This window comes from Stenotrophomonas acidaminiphila, from assembly GCF_001431595.1.
GTDB lineage: Bacteria > Pseudomonadota > Gammaproteobacteria > Xanthomonadales > Xanthomonadaceae > Stenotrophomonas > Stenotrophomonas acidaminiphila.
In genome coordinates this window covers 17778-36906 of sequence record NZ_LDJO01000072.1, presented here as the reverse complement: position 1 = coordinate 36906, position 19129 = coordinate 17778, and the positions used below count along the sequence as shown (strand labels likewise).

Genomic DNA, 19129 nt, shown 5'->3' with positions numbered 1-19129 from the left:
GAGGGTGACTTCAACTTCCTGCCTTCGCTGCCAACCACCGGCCGGCGGCGAAGGAGCGGAAGTATGCGTCCTCCTCTCCACTTTGGGAAGAGGCAAATACGAGATGATTCGCGTGCATTCATGCCGCGCCAGACCGGGACCTCTGGCCCGGCCTGGCTGCGGCGTGGCGTCAGGCGACGACCAGCAGTACCCGCGCGAACGTGCGCTTGCCCACCTGCAGCAGGCCCTCGAAACCCGGCGGCAGCACCGTCTGCGCGTCCTCGACGACGCTACCGTCCACCTTCACCGCACGCTCCTTGAGCTTGCGCGAGGCCTCTGAGTTGCTCGGCGTGAGGCCGGCGGCCGTCAACAGGGCGCCGATGCGCAGGCCGTCGGCCGGCACCACCACTTCCTGCAGCGGCAACTGGGTGATGTCGCCCTGCCCGGTCACCGCCGCATTCCAGCCGGCAATGGCCTGCTCGGCGGCAGCGGCATCGTGGAAGCGCGTGGCCAGTTCGCGCGCCAGGCGCAGCTTGATCTCGCGCGGGTTGATCGCGCCGGCTTCGACTTCGGCACGCAGCTGCCCGGCCTCGGCAATGGAGATGTCGAAGCTGAGCAGGTCGATCCAGCGCCACATGAGCGTGTCGTCGATCTTCATGGTCTTGGTGACGATGTCGATCGGCGGCTCGCTGATGCCGATGTAGTTGCCCAGCGACTTGGACATCTTGTTGACGCCGTCCAGGCCTTCCAGCAGCGGCATGGTCAGCACGATCTGCGGCTTCTGGCCGTAGTGCTCCTGCAGGCCGCGCCCCATCAGCAGGTTGAACTTCTGGTCGGTGCCGCCGAGCTCGACGTCCGCCTCCAGCGCCACCGAGTCGTAGCCCTGCACCAGCGGGTAGAGGAACTCATGGATGGCAATGGACTGCTGGGCGGCGTAGCGCTTGGCGAAGTCGTCGCGCTCGAGCATGCGCGCCACCGTGTGCTGGCCGGCCAGGCGGATCATGTCGGCCGCGCCCATCTTGCCGAACCATTCGGAATTGAAGCGGACCTCGGTGCGTTCGCGGTCGAGCACCTTGAACACCTGGTCCTGGTAGGTGCGGGCATTGGCCAGCACGTCCTCGCGCGAAAGCGGCTTGCGGGTGACGTTCTTGCCCGACGGGTCGCCGATCATGCCGGTGAAGTCGCCGATCAGGAAGATCACTTGGTGCCCCAGGTTCTGGAACTGGCGCAGCTTGTTCAGCAGCACGGTATGGCCCAGGTGCAGGTCCGGGGCGGTGGGGTCGAAGCCGGCCTTGACCCGCAGCGGACGACCGCTCTCCAGACGCTGGCGCAGTTCATCCACCTTGAGGATTTCATCGGCACCGCGGCCGATCAGGGCAAGGGCTTCATCAATCGAGGACACGCTAGAACTCCCGGCTTCGCCGTCAGACATGAATGGTGTTAAGTGCAGGTTAACCGCCCAATTCATCAAAAAGCCATGCGGCTCAATGGTTTGACGCGGTATTGAAGGGTGACTATGTTAACCGCGTTTGGGCCCGCGATCCGGGCCGTCCAGAGAACCCAGCGATGTCCCAACCCGATCACGGCCAGGCGCGCAAACAGCGCTTTCAGGAACGACTCCACGTCCTCCACGACACCGCCCTGCATCGGAAGTTGAAGCAACACCTCCCGGCAGCGTTCAACGAGCGCTGGACCCGGCGCCACTGGATCCACGCCAGCCTGTTCGCGACCATCGGCGCGCTGGCGGCGACCATCGTGCCGGGCTTCTCCAATGCCATCGACGCGCCGCTGCCATCGGCGCATTCGACCCTGGCCCTGCCGCTGCCCCCGCTGCCGCCGGCCCGGCGCGCCGAAGTTCCCGGCGACAGCTGGCAGATCCTGCGGGTGCAACGCGGCCAGACCCTGAGCGACCTGTTCGAGGTGGCGGGGGTACCGGCGACGGTGATGCACCGGGTACTGGACCACCCGGGCACGCGCGAGGCACTGACCCGGCTGCGGCCGGGTACCGAGATCGCCTTCGACCTGCCGGTGAACGGCCAGCTGCGCACAATCCGCTTCGACCGCGATGCCGGCCACCGCGTCGAGCTGTCGCTGCAGGGCGACCAGGTCCGCGAGCGGGTGCTGGAGCGGGTGACCACCACCCGCACCGTGGTCGCCAGCGGCGAAATCCGCAGCTCGCTCTATGCCTCGGCGCTGAAGGCCGGGCTGTCGCCCTCGGCCATCAATACGATGACCGACGAGATCTTCAAGTACGACATCGACTTCTCCAAGGACGTGCAGCCGGGCGACCGCTTCAGCGTGGTCATGGACGAGACCTGGCGCGAGGGCGAGCGCATCGACACCAGCAAGATCCTGGCCGCGACCTTCAGTACCGGCGGCAAGACCTACACCGGGTTCCGCTTCGACCGTGGCGACAAGTCCGAGTACTTCGACCTCAACGGCCGGCCGCTGAAGAAGAGCTTCATCCGCATGCCGATCCCGTTCGCGCGGCTGAGTTCCACCTTCGGTTCGCGTCGCCACCCCATCCTCGGCACGATGCGCATGCACAAGGGCGTGGACTACGCCGCCGGCACCGGCACGCCGATCATGGCCGCCGGCGACGCCCGCGTACAGTTCGCCGGCACCCAGCGCGGCTACGGCAACGTGGTGATCCTCGACCACGGCCGCGGCTACACCACCCTGTACGGGCACATGTCGCGTTTCGGCAAGATCCGTACCGGCCAGCGCGTGAACCAGGGCACCGTGATCGGCTACGTCGGTTCCACCGGCATGGCCACCGGCCCGCACCTGCACTACGAATTCCGGGTCAACGGCCAGCACCGCAACCCGCTGTCGGTGACCATGCCGCCGCCGGAGCCGCTCAAGGGTGCCGAGCTGGCTGCGTTCCGCGCCCAGACCGCGCCGGCGATGGCCCGCATCCGCGGCATGGAAGAGCTGATGTACGCCGATGCCGGCAAGGACAAGCCCACCGTCACCGCCAGTACCGCAACGGCCCCGGCCGGGAACAAGCGCGGCTGACGGCGGCCTGCCGCGTTGACGGCCAGGGCAGGGAGCCTGAAGCTTCCCTGCCCTTCTTGTTTCCGGCCCCGGCATGACCTCCATCGATCCGCAGCTGCCCCTGTTCCTCGGCCTGATGTCCGGCACCAGCGCCGATGGCATCGACGCCGCGCTGGTGCAGTTCCCGGTTGAAGGCGGCTGCCGGTTCGTGCACGGGCATACCTTCGACTGGCAGGTCCGGACCCGCGACGCGCTGGTTGCCTTGGGCCAGGGTGCCGAACCGGCATCGCTGGACGCACTCGGGCAACTGGACGCCGAGGTCGGCATCGCCTTCGCCGCCGCCGCCAACGGCCTGCTCGAACGGGCAGGCATCGCGCATGCGCAGGTGCGGGCGATCGGCTCGCACGGGCAGACCATCCGCCATCGTCCCACCGCCAGCCCCGCCTTCACCTGGCAGATCGGCGATGCCAACCGCATCGCTGAACTGACCGGCATCACCACGGTGGCCGATTTCCGCCGCCGCGACGTCGCCGCCGGCGGACACGGTGCGCCGCTGATGCCAGCCTTCCACCTGGCGATGCTCGGCAGCAGCGGCGAGGACCGGGCAGTGCTCAACCTGGGCGGTATCGCCAACCTGAGCCTGCTGGCCCGCGACGGCAGCCTGCGCGGTTTCGACACCGGCCCGGCCAATGCGCTGCTCGATGGATGGTGCCAGCGGCACCTCGGCACCGCATTCGACGCCGATGGCGCTTTCGCCGCCAGCGGCCGGGTCGACGAGGCGCTGTTGGCGCGGTTGCTGGACGATGCCTGGTTCGCGCTGCCACCGCCCAAGAGCACCGGCCGCGAACAGTTCCACCTGGACTGGGTGGACGCGCGGATCGGCGACGCGCCGCTGGCGCCGGCCGATGTGCAGGCCACCTTGGCCGAACTCACCGCCGCCACCGTCACCGATGCGCTGCGGGCGCACCTGCCCGGCGCACGCCGGCTGCTGGTATGCGGCGGCGGCGTCCGTAATTCCCACCTGCTGCGGCGCATCGCCGCGCGGCTGCCGGGGGTGGAGGTGGTCTCCAGCGCCGCGCATGGGCTCGACCCGGACTACATGGAAGCGATGGGCTTCGCCTGGCTGGCACGCGAAGCCCTGGCCGGACGCCCGGGCAACCTGCCCAGCGTCAGCGGCGCGCGCGGGCCGCGGATCCTGGGCGCGATCCACCCGGCGTGAAACCTTGGGGCGCAGCCCCGAAAATCGCCCGCACGGACGCTGGGGTGCCGGGCGTCCACCTGACCTGCCCGTTGTCGTAGCTGCCGGGCTCGCCCGGCACGGTTTGCCCGGCATGTCCCATGCGGCGCAAACCCGCATCTACTACGGCGAGCCGCGTTTGCCTGAAGCCGGGGCATCGGGGCCCAGCCCTGGCCCGTGCCGGGCGTGCACTCAACCGAATTCGGCACCGGCGGGCAACGCCTGCAGGGCGTGGATGGCTTCGGACAGCACGTCCACTTCCGGATTCTCGAAACCGTGGCTCATCTCGTGCTCGCCGGCGAACAGGCCCTGTTCGAGCAGCACCAGGCAGGTATGTTCGCGGGTCCAGCCGCGCGCCACCGCCAGGCGGCGGATGCGTTCAAGCAGCAGCGGGTCGACATCCCGCAAGATCACGTCGGCCATGTCATCCCGCCAGCAGTCCGGCGGATCCCCCCCGCGGGCATCATCGACGACGCGGCCGGGGGATTCAATAAGAACCGGCCGGCGATTTAGCCGGCCTCGACAACCCGGGTGGTGGCATCCACCTCGCGGCGCAGCCACCAGGCCATCAGCAGACCCGGCATGCCAACCACCACCGAGACCAGGAAGAACACCTGCCAGCCATAGGCATCGGCCAGTACACCGGCGAACGGCCCGACGAACACCCGCCCCAGCGTGGCGAAGGCCGACAACAGCGCGTAATGGGTAGCCGAGAAGCGGGTGCCGCACAGGCCACTGAGCAGCGCCACGAACGCCGCCGTGCCCATGCCCCCGGCGAAATTGTCCAGGCTCAGCGCGAACAGCAGCAGGCCGTCCATCGGCGTGGGCGTGTCCAGGTGCACGATCAGCAGGTTGAAAGCGGGCACTTCCACCGTACCCCAGGCGCCAGCCCCCTCGCGGGCCAGCAGGTAGAACCCCAGGTTGGAGACCAACTGCAGCACCCCGAAGGCGATCACCGCCGTGGACAGGCGCAGGCGCAGCAGGAAGAAGCCGCCGACGATGGCGCCGACGATGGTCATCAGCAGACCGATGGTCTTGTTGGCCAGCCCTACCTCGGCCTGGCTAAAGTGCATGCCCTTGAGCAGGAACGGCGTGGACAGGCTCAGCGCGAAGGCATCGCCGACCTTGTACAGCACCACCAGCGCGAGGAAGGCACCGGCACCTCGCATGCCGAAATAGCTGCGCAGCGAAGCGTTGAGGGTCTCGAAGCGCACCCAGCGGGTGACCCCCAGGCCCAGCACCATCGCCGCAGCGATCTGGGTGATGACGAACACCAGCCGCACCCAGCGGTCGCTGCTGTCCGGGTCCAGCCCGACCAGCACCAGCAGCTGGTGGGCCAGCCAGGCCCCCGCCGCCACGCCAAGCACCAGCGCCAGGAAACCCCATACTTCATTGCTGGCCTTGGAGACCGGTGCCTTGAAGCGCGCCGGCAGCGGCGGCATCAGCACCAGCGCCAGCACGCCGACCACCGCCGCCAAGCTCGCCATGACCCGGTACACCTGCGGCCAGCTTTGCCACTGCTCGGCCCAGATCAGGGTGATGCCACCGGACAGGACCATGGCCAGTCGATAGCCAAGGACGGTCAGCGAGCCGCCCAGGCCACGTTCGGCCGGCTGCAACAAGTCGGTGCGGTAGGCATCGATCACCACGTCCAGAGTGGCCGACAGGCAGGCCACCACCACCGCCACGGAAGCGAACAGGCCCAGGTTGCGCGAGGGCGAGAGCGAACTCATCACCAGCAGCGCCGCGGCCAGGGCGAACAGCATCAGCACGATCCAGCCGCGCCGGCGGCCGAGCAACGGCAGGTCGAAGCGGTCGATCAGCGGCGCCCACAGGAACTTGAACGTGTACGGGATGCCTATCAGGGACAGGAAGCCCAGGGTGACCAGGTCCAGGCCTTCCACCGTAAGCCACGCCTGCATGGCGCCGCCGGTCAGCGCCAGCGGCAGGCCGGAGGCGAAGCCCAGCAGCAGGATCACGAACAGGCGGCGCAGTCGCGACAGGCCGCGATGCGGGGCCTCCACCAGCGCTTCGCTCACAGGTCGTAGTCCACGCTGAACGGGGCGTGGTCGGAGAAGCGCTCGTCGCGGTAGATCGAGCAGCCGCGCAGGCGCTGGCGCAGGCCGGGGGTGACCAGCTGGTAGTCGATGCGCCAACCGACGTTGTTGGCGCGCGCCGCGCCACGGTTGCTCCACCACGTGTAGTCCTGCCCCTGCGGGTGCAGTACGCGGTAGGCGTCCACCCAGCCGCGGCCGGCAGCCGGGTCGTGCTCCCCGGGCAGGTCCGCGCACAGGCCGTTGAGCCAGTCGCGCTCCTCCGGCAGGCAGCCCGAGTTCTTCTGGTTGGACTTCCAGTTCCTGATGTCCAGGGCAGTGCGCACGATGTTCCAGTCCCCGCACAGCACGTAGTCGCGGCCGCTGGCCAGCCACTGCGCCAGGATCGGCCGCAGCCAGTCCATCACCTCGAACTTGAACCCCTGGCGCAGCTCGCCCGACGAGCCGGACGGGATATAGAAGGAGACCACGCTCAGATTGCCGAAGCGCGCCTCGATATAGCGGCCTTCGTCGTCGAACGGCGCCCAGCCCAGCCCGGTGCGGACCTCGTCCGGTTCGCGCCGGCTCCAGATCGCCACCCCGCTGTAGCCCTTCTTGGTGGTGGCATCGCGGTAGAAGCAGTGGTGGCCGTCCGGGCGGAACAGCGGGTCGGACAGCTGCGATTCCTGCGCCTTGGTCTCCTGGATGCACAGCACGTCGGCCTGCTGGCCGGCGAACCAGGCGCCGAAGCCCTTGGTGGTGGCCGAACGGATGCCGTTGGCGTTGAAACTGATGATGCGCATGGGAAACCGCTGACAGGCCCGGGACGGCACAGCATACCGCCCGCGCCAGCATTCCCCGAAGCCATGCTTTACCCTAGGCGCCTTCAATAGACGACAAAAAAGCGCATTACATGAGTGACCACCGTTCCCGCTTCCTGCAGCTGGCGCTGAACGCCGATGCCCTCCGCTTCGGCCAGTTCACCCTCAAGTCCGGCCGGGTAAGCCCCTACTTCTTCAACGCCGGCCGTTTCGACACCGGCCTGGCGCTGGCCCAGCTGGGCAACTGCTACGCCGACGCGGTCGAATCCTCCGGCGTCGCCTTCGACCAGCTGTTCGGGCCGGCCTACAAGGGCATCCCGCTGGCCACCGCCATCGCCTGCGAGTTCTCGCACCGCGGCCGCAACCTGCCGTTGACCTTCAACCGCAAGGAAGCCAAGGACCACGGCGAGGGCGGCACCCTGATCGGCGCCGACATGGCCGGCAAGCGCATCCTGATCGTCGACGACGTGATCACCGCCGGCACCGCCATCCGCGAGGCGCTGGCCATCATCCGCGCCGCCAACGGCATCCCGGCCGGCATCGTGGTCGCGCTGGACCGCCAGGAGATCGCCTCGGAGGATGACCGCCGCTCGGCCGCCCAGGCCGTGGCCGCCGAGACCGGCATCCCGGTGATCGCCGTGGCCAACCTGGCCGACCTGCTTGCATTCGCCTCCGGGAACCCGGAACTTGTCGGCTACCGCGAACCGTTGCTGGCCTACCGGGCCCGCTACGGAAGCAATCCAACGGGCTGACCGCAGGGGGCTGTCATGAGGCCGAATCCGTCCATCACCGGCACCGGCATGCTGCTGGTGCTGGCAGCACTGGCCATGCCGGCACCGGCGCCGGCCCAGGACAAGCCGGCCGACACCGGCAAGAAGCTCTACTGCTGGGATACCCCCCGCGGTGAACGGATCTGTTCGGACACCCTGCCACCCGAGGCCGTCAACAGCGCGCGCCAGGAGTTCAACGCGCGCAGCGGCCTGCGCAGCGCCGAGGTGCAGCGCGCGCTCAGCGCAGAGGAGCGTGCCGACGCGGAGCTTGCCGCCGCACAGGCGCAGGTGGATGCCGCGGCGGCCGAGACCCGCAAGCGCACCGAGCAGGCCATGCTGTCCACCTATGGCAGCGAGGACGCGCTGCGCCGCGTGTTCAACGAGCGCGCGGCGATCGTCGACAACAACATCAAGACCGCGATCTACAACGTCGGCAGCCTGCGCGAGGCGCTTGCCACCCAGCTGTCGGTCGCCGGCGACCGCGAACTGGCCGGGCAGAAGGTCACCGACAAGCAGGCACAGGACATCCGCCAGCGCCATACCGAACTGCTTGCCCAGCTGCGGCTGCAGGCGGCGTTCGAGCAGCAGCGCAAGGCACTGGACGTGGAGATCGCCGAAACCCTGGCCCGTTACCGCGAGCTCAAGGGCACCGGCGCGGCGGCCGATGCGGCCGATACCCCGGCGTCGCCGCCGGGCTGAGCGCGCCCCACAAGCGGAACCCCGCAAGCGGCCCACGGGCCGCTTTTTTGTTGCCGCCGTCCACCCACGCAGCCTCCGGGTCGCCCGCGCGGCCACGCCATTACCGCCCACCCTGCGGATTTTTTATGGCGTTTTTACGCCGCGGCCGGCCGGGCGCCATCGAACGTTTACGGCACCCGCGAGCACGATACCGCTCCTGGCACGGGCGGCCGCGCAGGCAATGGCGCCGTCGCTTCCCTTTCCATACGGTACGCCCGCCGCGCAGGCGGTCGCCCCGCTGAACCGAGGTTCCCAATGCCCGGCTGGCTTTTGTTCCTGTGCGGACTGGTGGCGCTGGTCGCTGCCGCCTACCTGCTGTACGCGGTCCTGCGTCCCGAGTCGTTCTGAGGAGCACGCCATGACCGAAGCCCTTGTCATCCTGCTGGCCGGCATCGCCCTGGCGTGGCCGCTGGGCCTGTACCTGGCGCGACTGATGCGCGGCACGCCCATGCGCATCGACCCGCTGTTCCAGTGGATCGAAAAGCCGCTGTACCGGCTGCTCGGCGTGGACCCCGGGCGCGCCATGTCCTGGCGCGGCTATGCCATCGCCTTCCTCGCCAGCAACCTGGTGCTGGCGCTGCCCACGCTGGCGGTGTTCATGACCCAGGCCTGGCTGCCGCTCAACCCCGACCAGGTACCCAACCTGCGCTGGGACACCGCGCTGCACACCCTGGTGTCGTTCCTGACCAACACCAACCAGCAGCACTACAGCGGCCAGGCGCAGCTGTCCTACCTGTCGCAGATGACCGCCATCACCGGCCTGCAGGTGATCACCCCGATGATGGGCCTGGCACTGGCGGTGGCCACGCTGCGGGCGCTGTTCGCGCGGGCGCCGGACCCCGCCACCGGCGCCTCCGCGGCACCCGCATCCGTCACCGTGGGCAACTACTACGCCGACGTGGTGCGCCTGTGCCTGCGCTTCCTGCTGCCGCTGTGCCTGGTATGGACGCTGCTGCTGGCCTGGCAGGGCGTGCCCTCGACGCTGGCCGCCGGCCCGCAGGCCACGCCGATCGACGCCAGCGCCGGCATGGCGACGCAGAAGATCCCGCTCGGCCCTGTGGCGGCGATGGTCGCGGCCAAGCAGCTCGGCGCCAATGGCGGTGGCTGGTACGGACCCAACAGCAGCTTCCCGCTGGAGAACCCGACGCCGCTGTCCAACGCGCTGGAACTGGTCGGCATCGTGCTGGTGCCGATGGCGGTGGTGTTCATGATCGGCGCCTTCACCGGCCGCCGCCGCTTCGGTGCGCTGGTGTTCGGCTGCATGCTCGGCATGTCGCTGCTGTCCACCTTCGGCACGGTGTGGCTGGAAGGGCACGGCGCCGGCGCTGCCAGCCCGTTGCTGATGGAGGGCAAGGAAGTCCGCTTCGGCGCCGACGGCACCGCACTGTGGGCCACGCTCACCACGCAGGTGCAGAACGGTTCGGTCAACGGCATGCAGGATTCGATGAGTCCGCTGGCCGGCATGGCCTCGCTGGTCAACATGCTGGTCGGTGCCATCTGGGGCGGCATCGGCTGCGGCCTGCAGCAGTTCCTGGTGTACCTGTTGCTGGCGGTGTTCCTGGCCGGGTTGATGACCGGGCGCACGCCCGAGCTGTTCGGCCGCAAGCTGGAAACGCCGCAGGTACGGCTGCTCGCCCTGCTGGTGCTGCTGCAGCCGATCACCCTGCTCGGCATGACCGCGCTGACCCTGGCCATCCCCGGCCTGGCCGGCACCTCCAACCCCGGCTTCCATGGCATCACCCAGGTGTTCTACGAGTTCACCTCGGCCTATGCCAACAACGGCTCGGGCTTTGAAGGGCTGGCCGACAACACGGTCTGGTGGAACCTCAGCTGCGCGCTGGTGCTGGCGCTGGGACGGTTCCCGGTACTGATCGTGCCACTGGCCATCGCCGCGCAGCTGGCCGGCAAGCGGCAGGCGCCGCAGGGCGCCGGCAGCCTGCAGATAGAAACCCCGACCTTCGCCCTGACCCTGGTCTGCGTGATCGTCGTCCTGACCGTGCTGCAGTTCATGCCGGCACTGGTGCTCGGCCCGGTGGCCGACCACCTGGGCCTGGCGCTGCAGGGAGCCTGACATCCATGAGCGCTTCGATGAACTCCCCTGTTTCCCGCCCGGCCACGCGCCGCCCCCCGCTGCTGGATGCCGCCAGCTGGCGGCACGCGCTGCGCGAATCGGTGCGCAAGCTCGCGCCGGCGCACCTGCTGCACAACCCGGTGATGGCGGTGGTCATGGCCGGTACCGTACTGGCGCTGCTGCTTACCCTCGGCGGCCAGGCACCGCTGGGCTTCGGCCTGGCGGTTACCGCGATCCTGCTGCTGACGGTGCTGTTCGGCAACTTCGCCGAAGCCGTGGCCGAAGCACGTGGCCGCGGCCAGGCATCGGCGCTGCGGCGTGCGCGCCAGGACCTGGTCGCGCGTCGCCTGGCGGCACCGCGGATCGGCGCGGCCGAAAGCGCGGTGGCGGCCGCGGCGCTGCGCCCGGGCGATCACGTGATCGTCGGTGCCGGCGAGTTCGTGCCGGCCGATGGCGAGATCGTGCTGGGGCTGGCCACCATCAACGAGGCCGCCGTCACCGGCGAATCGGCGCCCGTGCTGCGCGAGGCCGGCACCGACCGCTCCGGCGTGATCGGCGGCACCAAGGTGCTGTCCGACCAGATCGTGGTGCGCGTCACCGCCGAGCCGGGGCACAGCTTCCTCGACCGCATGATCGCGCTGGTGGAAGGCGCCAACCGGCAGAAGACGCCGAACGAGATCGCGCTGACCCTGCTGCTGGCGGCGATGTCGCTGACTTTCCTGGTGGTGGTGGCGACGCTGCCGGGGATCGCCGCCGCCGTCGGCGTGCGGCTCGATCCGCTGCTGCTGATCGCGCTGCTGGTGTGCCTGATCCCGACCACCATCGGCGGGCTGCTGCCGGCCATCGGCATCGCCGGCATGAACCGCGCGCTGCAGGCCAACGTGCTGGCCAAGTCGGGCAAGGCGGTGGAAGTGGCCGGCGACGTGGATGTGCTGCTGCTCGACAAGACCGGCACCATCACCTACGGCGATCGCCAGGCCAGCGCCTTCCATCCGCTGGCCGGCATCGAAGCCTGGCAGCTGCGCGAAGCCGCACTGCTGTCCTCGCTGGCCGACCCGACCCCGGAAGGCCGGTCGATCGTGCGCCTGGCGCGCGAGCAGGGCTGTGCCACGGCCGAACCAGACCAGGCCGACTACCTGGCGTTCAGCGCGCAGACGCGGATGTCCGGGGTGGATCTTGCGGACGGTCGCCGCATCCGCAAGGGCGCCGCCGATGCCATCACCGCGCATGTATCGGCGCTCGGCGGCAGCGTGCCCAACGAACTGCAGGCGCGCGTGGACCAGGTCGCACGCGGCGGCGCCACCCCGCTGGTGGTGTGCGAGGGCCGGCACGTGCTGGGCGTGGTCGAGCTGGCCGACGTGGTCAAGCACGGCATGCGCGAGAAGTTCGCGCAGTTGCGGGCGATGGGCATCCGTACGGTGATGATCACCGGCGACAACCCGCTGACCGCCGCGGCCATCGCCGCCGAGGCCGGCGTGGACGACTACATCGCCCAGGCCAGGCCCGAGGACAAGCTGGCGCGGATACGCAGCGAGCAGGCGGGCGGGCGGCTGGTGGCGATGGTCGGCGACGGCACCAACGATGCCCCGGCCCTGGCCCAGGCCGACATCGGGCTGGCGATGAACTCCGGCACCCAGGCCGCCAAGGAGGCCGGCAACATGGTCGACCTGGACTCGGATCCGGCCAAGCTGCTGGCGGTGGTGGAGGTGGGCAAGCAGCAGCTGATCACCCGCGGCGCGCTGACCACCTTCTCGCTGGCCAACGACGTTTCCAAGTACTTCGCGATCCTGCCGGCGTTGTTCGCCGCGGCGATCCCGTCGATGGCGGCGCTGAACGTGATGCAGCTGTCCAGCCCGCGCAACGCGGTGCTGGCGGCGCTGGTGTTCAACGCGCTGGTGATCCCGGCGCTGATTCCGCTGGCGCTGCGTGGCGTGCGCTTCCGCCCGGCCACGGCCACCGCGCTGCTGCGCCGGAACATGCTGGTGTATGGCGTCGGCGGCGTGCTGCTGCCGTTCGCGGCGATCAAGGCCATCGATCTTCTCCTCGTCCTGGTATTCGGCGCATGACCCCCAAGACCCCCACTGCCCTGTGGCGCCCGGCCATCGGCCTGTCGCTGTTCGCCCTGCTCGGTACCGGCCTGGCCTACGCCGTGCTCGCCACCGGCATCGCCGGCACTCTGTTCCCGGCCCAGGCCGGCGGCAGCCTGGTCCGCGACGCCGACGGCCGCGTACGCGGCTCGCTGCTGCTGGCCCAGCCGTTCGCCGGCGACGGCTACTTCCAGGCGCGGCCATCGGCCAGCGGCTACGACCCGATGGCCGCCGCCGGCAGCAACCTGGCGCGCGGCAACCCGCAACTGGCGCAGCGCGTGGCCGATGCCACCGCCGCGGTGGCGGCACGCGAACGGGTCGCACCAGCGCAGGTGCCGGCCGACCTAGTCACCGCCTCGGCCAGCGGGCTCGACCCGGAGCTGTCGCCGGCCGCGGCACGGCTGCAGGTGGCGCGCGTGGCGCGGGCACGCGGCTGGCCGCAGCAGCGCGTGCAGGCCCTGCTGGAACGCCACGTGCAGGCGCCCGGATGGGGCGTGCCCGGGCAGCCGCGGGTGAATGTGATCGCGCTGAACCTGGCCCTGGATGCCGCCGCGCATGCGCGTTGATTCCGCCCATGCCGGTGGCGGCGCACAATCGCGGCCATGAACGACTCCCGCAGCCGCCAGGCCGATGCGCTGGCCGATAGCCTGCAACGCGAGGCGGGCGGCAAGCTGACGGTTTTCCTCGGCGCCGCACCCGGCGTCGGCAAGACCTTCGCCATGCTCACCCGTGCGCAGGAGCAGCTGCGCCGGGGCGTGGACGTGGTCGCGGCCGTGGTGGAAACGCACGGCCGCGACGACACCGCCGCCCTGCTGGACGGCCTGCCGCTGATCGCCCTGCGCGAGGTCCAGTACCGCGCCCATCACCTGCAGGAGATGGACCTGGATGCGGTGCTGGCGCGGCGCCCGGCCCTGGTGCTGGTGGACGAACTGGCGCACCGCAACGCCCCCGGCAGCCGCCACGAACGGCGCTGGCAGGACGTGATGGAACTGCTCGACGCCGGCATCGACGTGTGGACGACCATCAACATCCAGCACCTGGAAAGCCTCAACGACGTGGTGATGCGCATCACCGGGGTACGCGTCGCCGAAACCGTGCCCGATGCGGTGTTCGACCGCCTGCACGACATCGTGCTGGTCGACCTGCCGCCGCGCGAACTGATCGAGCGCCTGCGGCAGGGCAAGGTATACGTGCCCGAGCAGGCGGCGCAGGCGCTGCAGGCCTTCTTCTCGCCCGCCAACCTCACCGCGCTGCGCGAGCTGGCCATGCAGGAGGCGGCCGACCGCGTCGACAGCAGCCTGCGCGAGACCCGCGCGGCGCGTGGCGAGGGCAACCTGCCGCTGCGGCGCCGGGTGCTGGTGGCGATCGACGGCGGCGGCCAGAGCGAATACCTGGTGCGCGTGGCCCGGCGCATCGCCGAGCGCCGCGATGCCCCGTGGACCGTGGTCACGGTGCAGCACCGCCGCCAGGACGAGGCCACCCGCCGCGAGATCGACGCCGCCTTCGCGCTGGCGCGCCGGCTCGGCGGCGATGCCGAACTGCTGCACGGGCCGGGCATCGCCGACGTGCTGCTGGACCACGCCGCGCACAACGCCGTCTCCACCCTGGTGCTGGGCCGCACCCGCGAACGGCCGCTGGCGCGGCTGTTCAACCAGACCCTGACCCAGCAGCTGATCCAGCGCGGCGCGCACTACGAGATCACCATCATCAGCACGCCGCAGGCGCGGGCCAGCGCGCGCCGGGCGCGGTTGTCGCTGGACCCGGAGAACTGGCGCCGGGATGCCGGGCTGGCGCTGCTGGCCACCGCCGTGGCCTGCGGGGCGGCATGGCTGGGCGAACGCTGGATCGGGCTGAGCGACCTGGCGATGGTGTTCATCGTCGCGGTGGTGCTGGTGGCCGCGCGCACGCGCATGGGCGCGGCGGTGCTGGCGGCCACGCTGTGCTTCCTGGCCTATAACTTCTTCTTCATCGCGCCGCGTTTCACCTTCGCCATCAACGCGCGCCAGGGCGTGATCACCGTGTTCCTGTTCCTGGCCGCGGCGCTGGTGGCCGGGCGACTGGCGTCGCGGCTGCGCATGCAGGTGGTGGCGCTGCGCGCGGCCAACCGCCATGCCAACGTGCGCCAGGCGCTGGGCCGGCAACTGGCCAGCGCCGTGGACAACGCGCAGGTGGCGCATGCCGGCCGGGTCGCGCTGGAGCAGGCGCTGGACGCACCGGCCTGGGTGCGGGTGGCGCACGACACCAGCACCGGCGGCAGCGCCGCGCCCGGCGACACCGACCTGGCCGCCGCCGACTGGGCGCTGCGCCACGGGCAGCCGTCGGGCCGCTTCACCGACACCCTGGCCGGCGCCGACTGGTGGTTCCTGCCGCTGCTCGATGGCGACGGGCATGGCATCGGCGTGGCCGGCCTGCGCTTCGACCACCAGCATCCGCGGCTGGCCCCGGAGCAGCGCCAGCTGGCCGAGGCGATGGTCGATGACATCGCCCAGGCGGCACTGCGCACGCGGCTGGTCGCCGACCTGGAGACCGCCCACCTGCACAACGAGACCGAACGCCTGCGCTCGGCGCTGCTGTCGTCGGTATCGCACGACCTGCGCTCGCCGCTGGCGGCGATGATCGGCTCGGCCGACAGCCTTTCCAGCTATGCCGAGGCGATGGATGCCGGCGACCGCCGCGCCCTGCTCGACACCATCGTGGTCGAGGGCGAGCGCCTGGACCGCTACATCCAGAACCTGCTGGACATGACCCGGCTCGGCCACGACGGGCTCAAGCTCAGCCGCGACTGGATCGGCGTCGACGAACTGATCGGCTCGGCGGCACGGCGCCTGCAGCGCTACCAGCCCGAAGCACTGCTGAAGCTGGACATCCCGCACGACCTGCCGCCGATCTGGGTGCATCCGGCGCTGGTCGAGCAGGCACTGTTCAACGTGATGGAGAACGCGGCCAAGTTCTCGCCGCCGGGTGTGGCGGTGGAAGTACGCGCGCGCGTGCGCGACGGCGAACTGTGCATCGAGGTGATCGACGAGGGACCCGGCATTCCCGACGCCGAGCGCCAGCGCATCTTCGACATGTTCTACAGCGTCGAGCGCGGCGACCGCGGCCGCCAGGGCACCGGCCTGGGCCTGACCATCTGCCAGGGCATGATCGGCGCGCATGGCGGCCATGTCGAAGCGCTGCCCGGCCGCGATGGACACGGTACGCTGGTGCGCATGACCCTGCCCCTGCTCCAGCCCCACCCGGAAGGCCCGCGCGACGATGGCTGAGCCCCCCGCCATACCGCCGGCGCGGGTGCTGGTGATCGACGACGAGGTGCAGATCCGCCGCTTCCTCGACATCTCGCTGCGCGCCCAGGGATACGCCACCATGCAGGCCGCCAATGGCGGCGAGGGACTGCGTGCTCTGGCCGGCGAGGGCGCCGACCTGGTGATCCTGGACATCGGCCTGCCCGACATGGAAGGCCACGAGGTGCTGGCCGAACTGCGGCAGTGGAGCCAGGTGCCGGTGATCATGCTCAGCGTGCGCGGTGGCGAGGCGGAGAAGGTGCGGGCGCTGGACAACGGCGCCAACGACTACGTGACCAAACCGTTCGGCACGCAGGAGCTGATGGCACGGGTGCGGGCGCTGCTGCGCGGCCGCAACGCCGATGGCGACGGCCAGGTGCCGCTGTTCGACGATGGCCACCTGCACATCGACCTGGCCCGCCGCGAGGTCCGCGTGGATGGTGCGGCGGTGGCGCTGACCCGCAAGGAGTACGCGCTGCTGGCGCTGCTGCTGCGCAACGCCGGGCGGGTGGTCACCCAGCCGCAGATCCTGCAGGAAGTCTGGGGCCCGAGCCATCGCCACGACACCCACTACCTGCGCATCCTGGTGGGCCGGCTGCGGCACAAGCTCGGCGACTCGGCGCTGCAGTCGCGCTACCTGTTCACCGAACCGGGCGTCGGCCTGCGCTTCCAGGCACCCTAGCGCCACGCGCCACCGGGCGCGCGTGCTGTGCCTCGCGGCGAACGGCCGGGCACCCGCGCGCGGCGCGGGTACCCCGGCTCAGAAGCCCAGTTCGGTGCCGGCCGGCAGCACCTGCCGCAGCTGCTCGCGGAACAGGCCCTTGATCCGCTCCAGCGCGTCCGCGTCGTCCGCCTCGAACCGCAGCACCAGCACCGGGGTGGTGTTGGACGCGCGCACCAGCCCCCAGCCGTCGCTGAAATCCGCGCGCAGGCCGTCGATGGTGGAGATGCGGGCGGCCGCGAACGGCGAATCCTCGGCCTGCGCGGCGGCCACCACCAACGCCACCTGCGCATGCTGGGTGCCTTCGGCCACCGCCACTTTCAGCTCCGGCGTGGAGACCGCATCGGGCAGTTCGTCGAACACCTCGGACGGATCTTCCTCGCGCTGCGCCAGGATCTCCAGCAGGCGCGCGGCGGCGTACAGGCCGTCGTCGAAGCCGTACCAGCGCTCCTTGAAGAAGAAGTGGCCGCTCATCTCGCCAGCCAGCTCGGCGTCGGTCTCGCGCATGCGCGCCTTGATCAGCGAATGCCCGGTCTTCCACATCATCGGGCTGCCGCCGTTGCGCAGGATGTAGTCGGCCAGGCGGCCGGTGCACTTGACGTCGTAGATCACCATCGCGCCGGGGTTGCGCGCCAGCACGTCGGCGGCGAACAGCATCAGCAGGCGGTCGGCGAACACGATCCGGCCATCGCGGGTGACCACGCCCAGGCGGTCGCCGTCGCCGTCGAAGGCCACGCCGAGGTCGGCGTCGAAACGCCGGACCATCTGCACCAGGTCCTCGAGGTTGTGCGGTTCGCTCGGGTCCGGGTGGTGGTTGGGGAACTGTCCGTCGACCTCGCAGTACAGCGGGATCACCTCGGCGCCGATGGCTTCCAGCAGCTGCGGGGCGACCGCGCCGGCGACGCCGTTGCCGGCGTCGGCCACCACCTTGAGCGGGCGGTCCAGCTGCACGTCGTCGGCGATGCGCTGCACGTAGTCGGCGATGACCTCGCGCTGCTGCAGCCCGCCCGGGGCATCGGCACGCTGCAGGCGGCCTTCGACGATGCACCGGTGCAGGTCGGTGATCGCCTCGCCGGACAGGGTTTCACCGCCGATGACGATCTTGAAGCCGTTGTAGTCCGGCGGATTGTGGCTGCCGGTCACCGCCACGCAGCTGCCGGCGCGCAGGTGGTACGCGGCGAAGTACACCACCGGGGTCGGCGCCATGCCGATGTCGATGACATCACAGCCGGCGCGGCGCAGGCCTTCGACCAGCCCGGCCACCAGTTCGGGGCCGGACAGGCGGCCGTCGCGCCCCACCACCACCTCGCGCAGGCCCTGGGCCTGCATCTGGGTGCCGATGGCCTGGCCGATCAGCGTGGCCACGGCCGGCGTCAGCTCGCTGCCGACCACCCCGCGGATGTCGTAGGCGCGGAAAATGCCGGCGGGCACCGTGCCGATGTCCATCTCGGGCGCCGGCTCATCCTCGCCGTTGCCCGCGCCGCGCACGCGCGCCGCCGCCACCGGCAGCGGTTCCTGCGCCAGCGCCTCGCTCAGGGTGACGCCACTGTCGGCATCGACCGCCTCGCCACCGCGCCGCAGCACAGGCAGGCGCAGGCGCTTGCGGCCGACCAGCAACAGCACCGCCGTCGCCAGCATCAGCAGCGCCACCGTCGCACAGGCCAGCATGCCCAGGCCCAGCGGGCCTTCGCTCATGTCGGGCATTTCCGCGACCACGCGCAGGCCGGTGTCGGCCACCGGCCGTGCCAGCGCATCGGCGCCACCGCCCAGGGCGGTATCGCCCCGACGCACGATGGTGAACCCGCCCTGGCGCAGGCCGAGGAAGGCCGAATCGGGCGAATCCAGCGCATCGAACACGGTGGTCAGGGGGTTCAGCGGCTGGCGCACGTAGACCACCGCCGGCCGCTCCTGCAGTCGCACCGGTGCGGCCAGCCCGAGGCGCGGCGCATTGCCGTCACGCACCACCCGCGCCACCGGCTTGCCTTCGCTCATCGCCAGTTCCAGCAGGGCCAGCCGCGAATAGCCGAACGCGGCCGGGTCGGCGTAGGCATCGGCCAGCGCACCGTCGAATACCTGCGCGTCGTCCACCCCGCCCCATTTTTCACGCACCGCCGATGCCACGGCCGCACCATCGCCCTGGGCCAGCGCGGCCTTGACCGGCTCCAGCTCGAGCTGGCGCGCGAACTGCGCGGTCTGCGCGGCAAGGGCCTTGTGCAGTTCCTGCACCGCCTGGTCGCGCGCCTGCTCCAGCCGGGCGCCGGTGCCGGCCTGCCGCCACTGCTCGAAGGCCCCCCAGCCGAACCAGCCGGCCAGCAGCACCAGCAGTGCCGCCAGCAGCGGCGTCGAACGGCCGAGCGCCGGGCGCGGGCGCCCGCTTTGGTTCCCTTGGCTCAT

General features: G+C 70.5%; 15 protein-coding genes. 10 read left to right on the top strand and 5 right to left on the bottom strand.

Annotated elements, in window-relative coordinates:
* Window positions 1-169: 169 nt before the first annotated feature.
* Window positions 170-1381, bottom strand: a complete 1212-nt coding sequence (gene tyrS, locus ABB33_RS16020; protein ID WP_056932743.1) for a tyrosine--tRNA ligase — start codon at window positions 1379-1381, stop codon at window positions 170-172.
* A 164-nt stretch (window positions 1382-1545) separates the two neighbouring features.
* Here tyrS and ABB33_RS16015 point away from each other — a divergent pair, with 164 nt between their 5' ends.
* Both ABB33_RS16015 and ABB33_RS16010 read left to right on the top strand, forming a co-directional pair.
* Window positions 1546-2997 carry a peptidoglycan DD-metalloendopeptidase family protein gene (locus ABB33_RS16015; RefSeq protein WP_054662604.1) on the top strand — a complete coding sequence of 484 codons (1452 nt, stop codon included), beginning with the start codon at window positions 1546-1548 and terminating at the stop codon, window positions 2995-2997.
* Between the two features lie 73 nt (window positions 2998-3070).
* On the top strand, window positions 3071-4195 hold the full coding sequence (locus ABB33_RS16010) for an anhydro-N-acetylmuramic acid kinase (protein ID WP_056932742.1): 1125 nt from the start codon (window positions 3071-3073) through the stop codon (window positions 4193-4195).
* A gap of 210 nt (window positions 4196-4405) precedes the next feature.
* Here ABB33_RS16010 and ABB33_RS16005 read toward each other — a convergent pair whose 3' ends face one another.
* The 3 genes from ABB33_RS16005 to ABB33_RS15995 all read right to left on the bottom strand — a co-directional run bounded on the left by ABB33_RS16005 (window position 4406) and on the right by ABB33_RS15995 (window position 7049).
* Window positions 4406-4636: a hypothetical protein gene (locus ABB33_RS16005; protein WP_054662598.1), complete on the bottom strand. Its 231-nt coding sequence runs from the start codon at window positions 4634-4636 to the stop codon at window positions 4406-4408.
* Between the two features lie 86 nt (window positions 4637-4722).
* Window positions 4723-6252, bottom strand: coding sequence for an AmpG family muropeptide MFS transporter (locus ABB33_RS16000; protein WP_056932741.1), 1530 nt, complete (start codon window positions 6250-6252; stop codon window positions 4723-4725).
* Window positions 6249-7049: an exodeoxyribonuclease III gene (locus tag ABB33_RS15995; protein ID WP_056932740.1), complete on the bottom strand. Its 801-nt coding sequence runs from the start codon at window positions 7047-7049 to the stop codon at window positions 6249-6251. The genes ABB33_RS16000 and ABB33_RS15995 overlap by 4 nt, the downstream gene beginning before the upstream one ends.
* 110 nt (window positions 7050-7159) lie before the next feature.
* Here ABB33_RS15995 and pyrE point away from each other — a divergent pair, with 110 nt between their 5' ends.
* The 8 genes from pyrE (at window position 7160) to ABB33_RS15955 (ending at window position 16696) form a co-directional block, all read left to right on the top strand.
* The gene (pyrE, locus tag ABB33_RS15990) at window positions 7160-7819 is read left to right on the top strand and encodes an orotate phosphoribosyltransferase (protein WP_054662592.1); all 660 of its coding nucleotides are present in this window, start codon (window positions 7160-7162) and stop codon (window positions 7817-7819) included.
* A gap of 75 nt (window positions 7820-7894) precedes the next feature.
* Window positions 7895-8536, top strand: a complete 642-nt coding sequence (locus tag ABB33_RS15985; RefSeq protein WP_056932744.1) for a hypothetical protein — start codon at window positions 7895-7897, stop codon at window positions 8534-8536.
* Between the two features lie 294 nt (window positions 8537-8830).
* The gene (locus tag ABB33_RS15980) at window positions 8831-8923 is read left to right on the top strand and encodes a potassium-transporting ATPase subunit F (RefSeq protein WP_054662589.1); all 93 of its coding nucleotides are present in this window, start codon (window positions 8831-8833) and stop codon (window positions 8921-8923) included.
* Between the two features lie 10 nt (window positions 8924-8933).
* Window positions 8934-10646 carry a potassium-transporting ATPase subunit KdpA gene (kdpA, locus tag ABB33_RS15975; protein WP_056932739.1) on the top strand — a complete coding sequence of 571 codons (1713 nt, stop codon included), beginning with the start codon at window positions 8934-8936 and terminating at the stop codon, window positions 10644-10646.
* Window positions 10647-10663: 17 nt separating this feature from the next.
* Window positions 10664-12712: a potassium-transporting ATPase subunit KdpB gene (gene kdpB, locus ABB33_RS15970; RefSeq protein ID WP_380610656.1), complete on the top strand. Its 2049-nt coding sequence runs from the start codon at window positions 10664-10666 to the stop codon at window positions 12710-12712.
* Complete coding sequence (gene kdpC / locus ABB33_RS15965; RefSeq protein ID WP_056932737.1) at window positions 12709-13299, top strand: potassium-transporting ATPase subunit KdpC; 591 nt, start codon at window positions 12709-12711, stop codon at window positions 13297-13299. The genes kdpB and kdpC overlap by 4 nt, the downstream gene beginning before the upstream one ends.
* Window positions 13300-13335: 36 nt before the next feature.
* Window positions 13336-15996, top strand: a complete 2661-nt coding sequence (locus ABB33_RS15960; RefSeq protein ID WP_056932736.1) for a sensor histidine kinase — start codon at window positions 13336-13338, stop codon at window positions 15994-15996.
* Window positions 15989-16696: a response regulator transcription factor gene (locus ABB33_RS15955; RefSeq protein WP_056932735.1), complete on the top strand. Its 708-nt coding sequence runs from the start codon at window positions 15989-15991 to the stop codon at window positions 16694-16696. Before ABB33_RS15960 ends, ABB33_RS15955 begins: the two co-directional genes overlap by 8 nt.
* A 78-nt stretch (window positions 16697-16774) precedes the next feature.
* On the opposite strand, the gene ABB33_RS15950 is transcribed toward ABB33_RS15955, so the two are convergent.
* The gene (locus tag ABB33_RS15950; RefSeq protein ID WP_056932734.1) at window positions 16775-19129 is read right to left on the bottom strand and encodes a phosphomannomutase/phosphoglucomutase; all 2355 of its coding nucleotides are present in this window, start codon (window positions 19127-19129) and stop codon (window positions 16775-16777) included.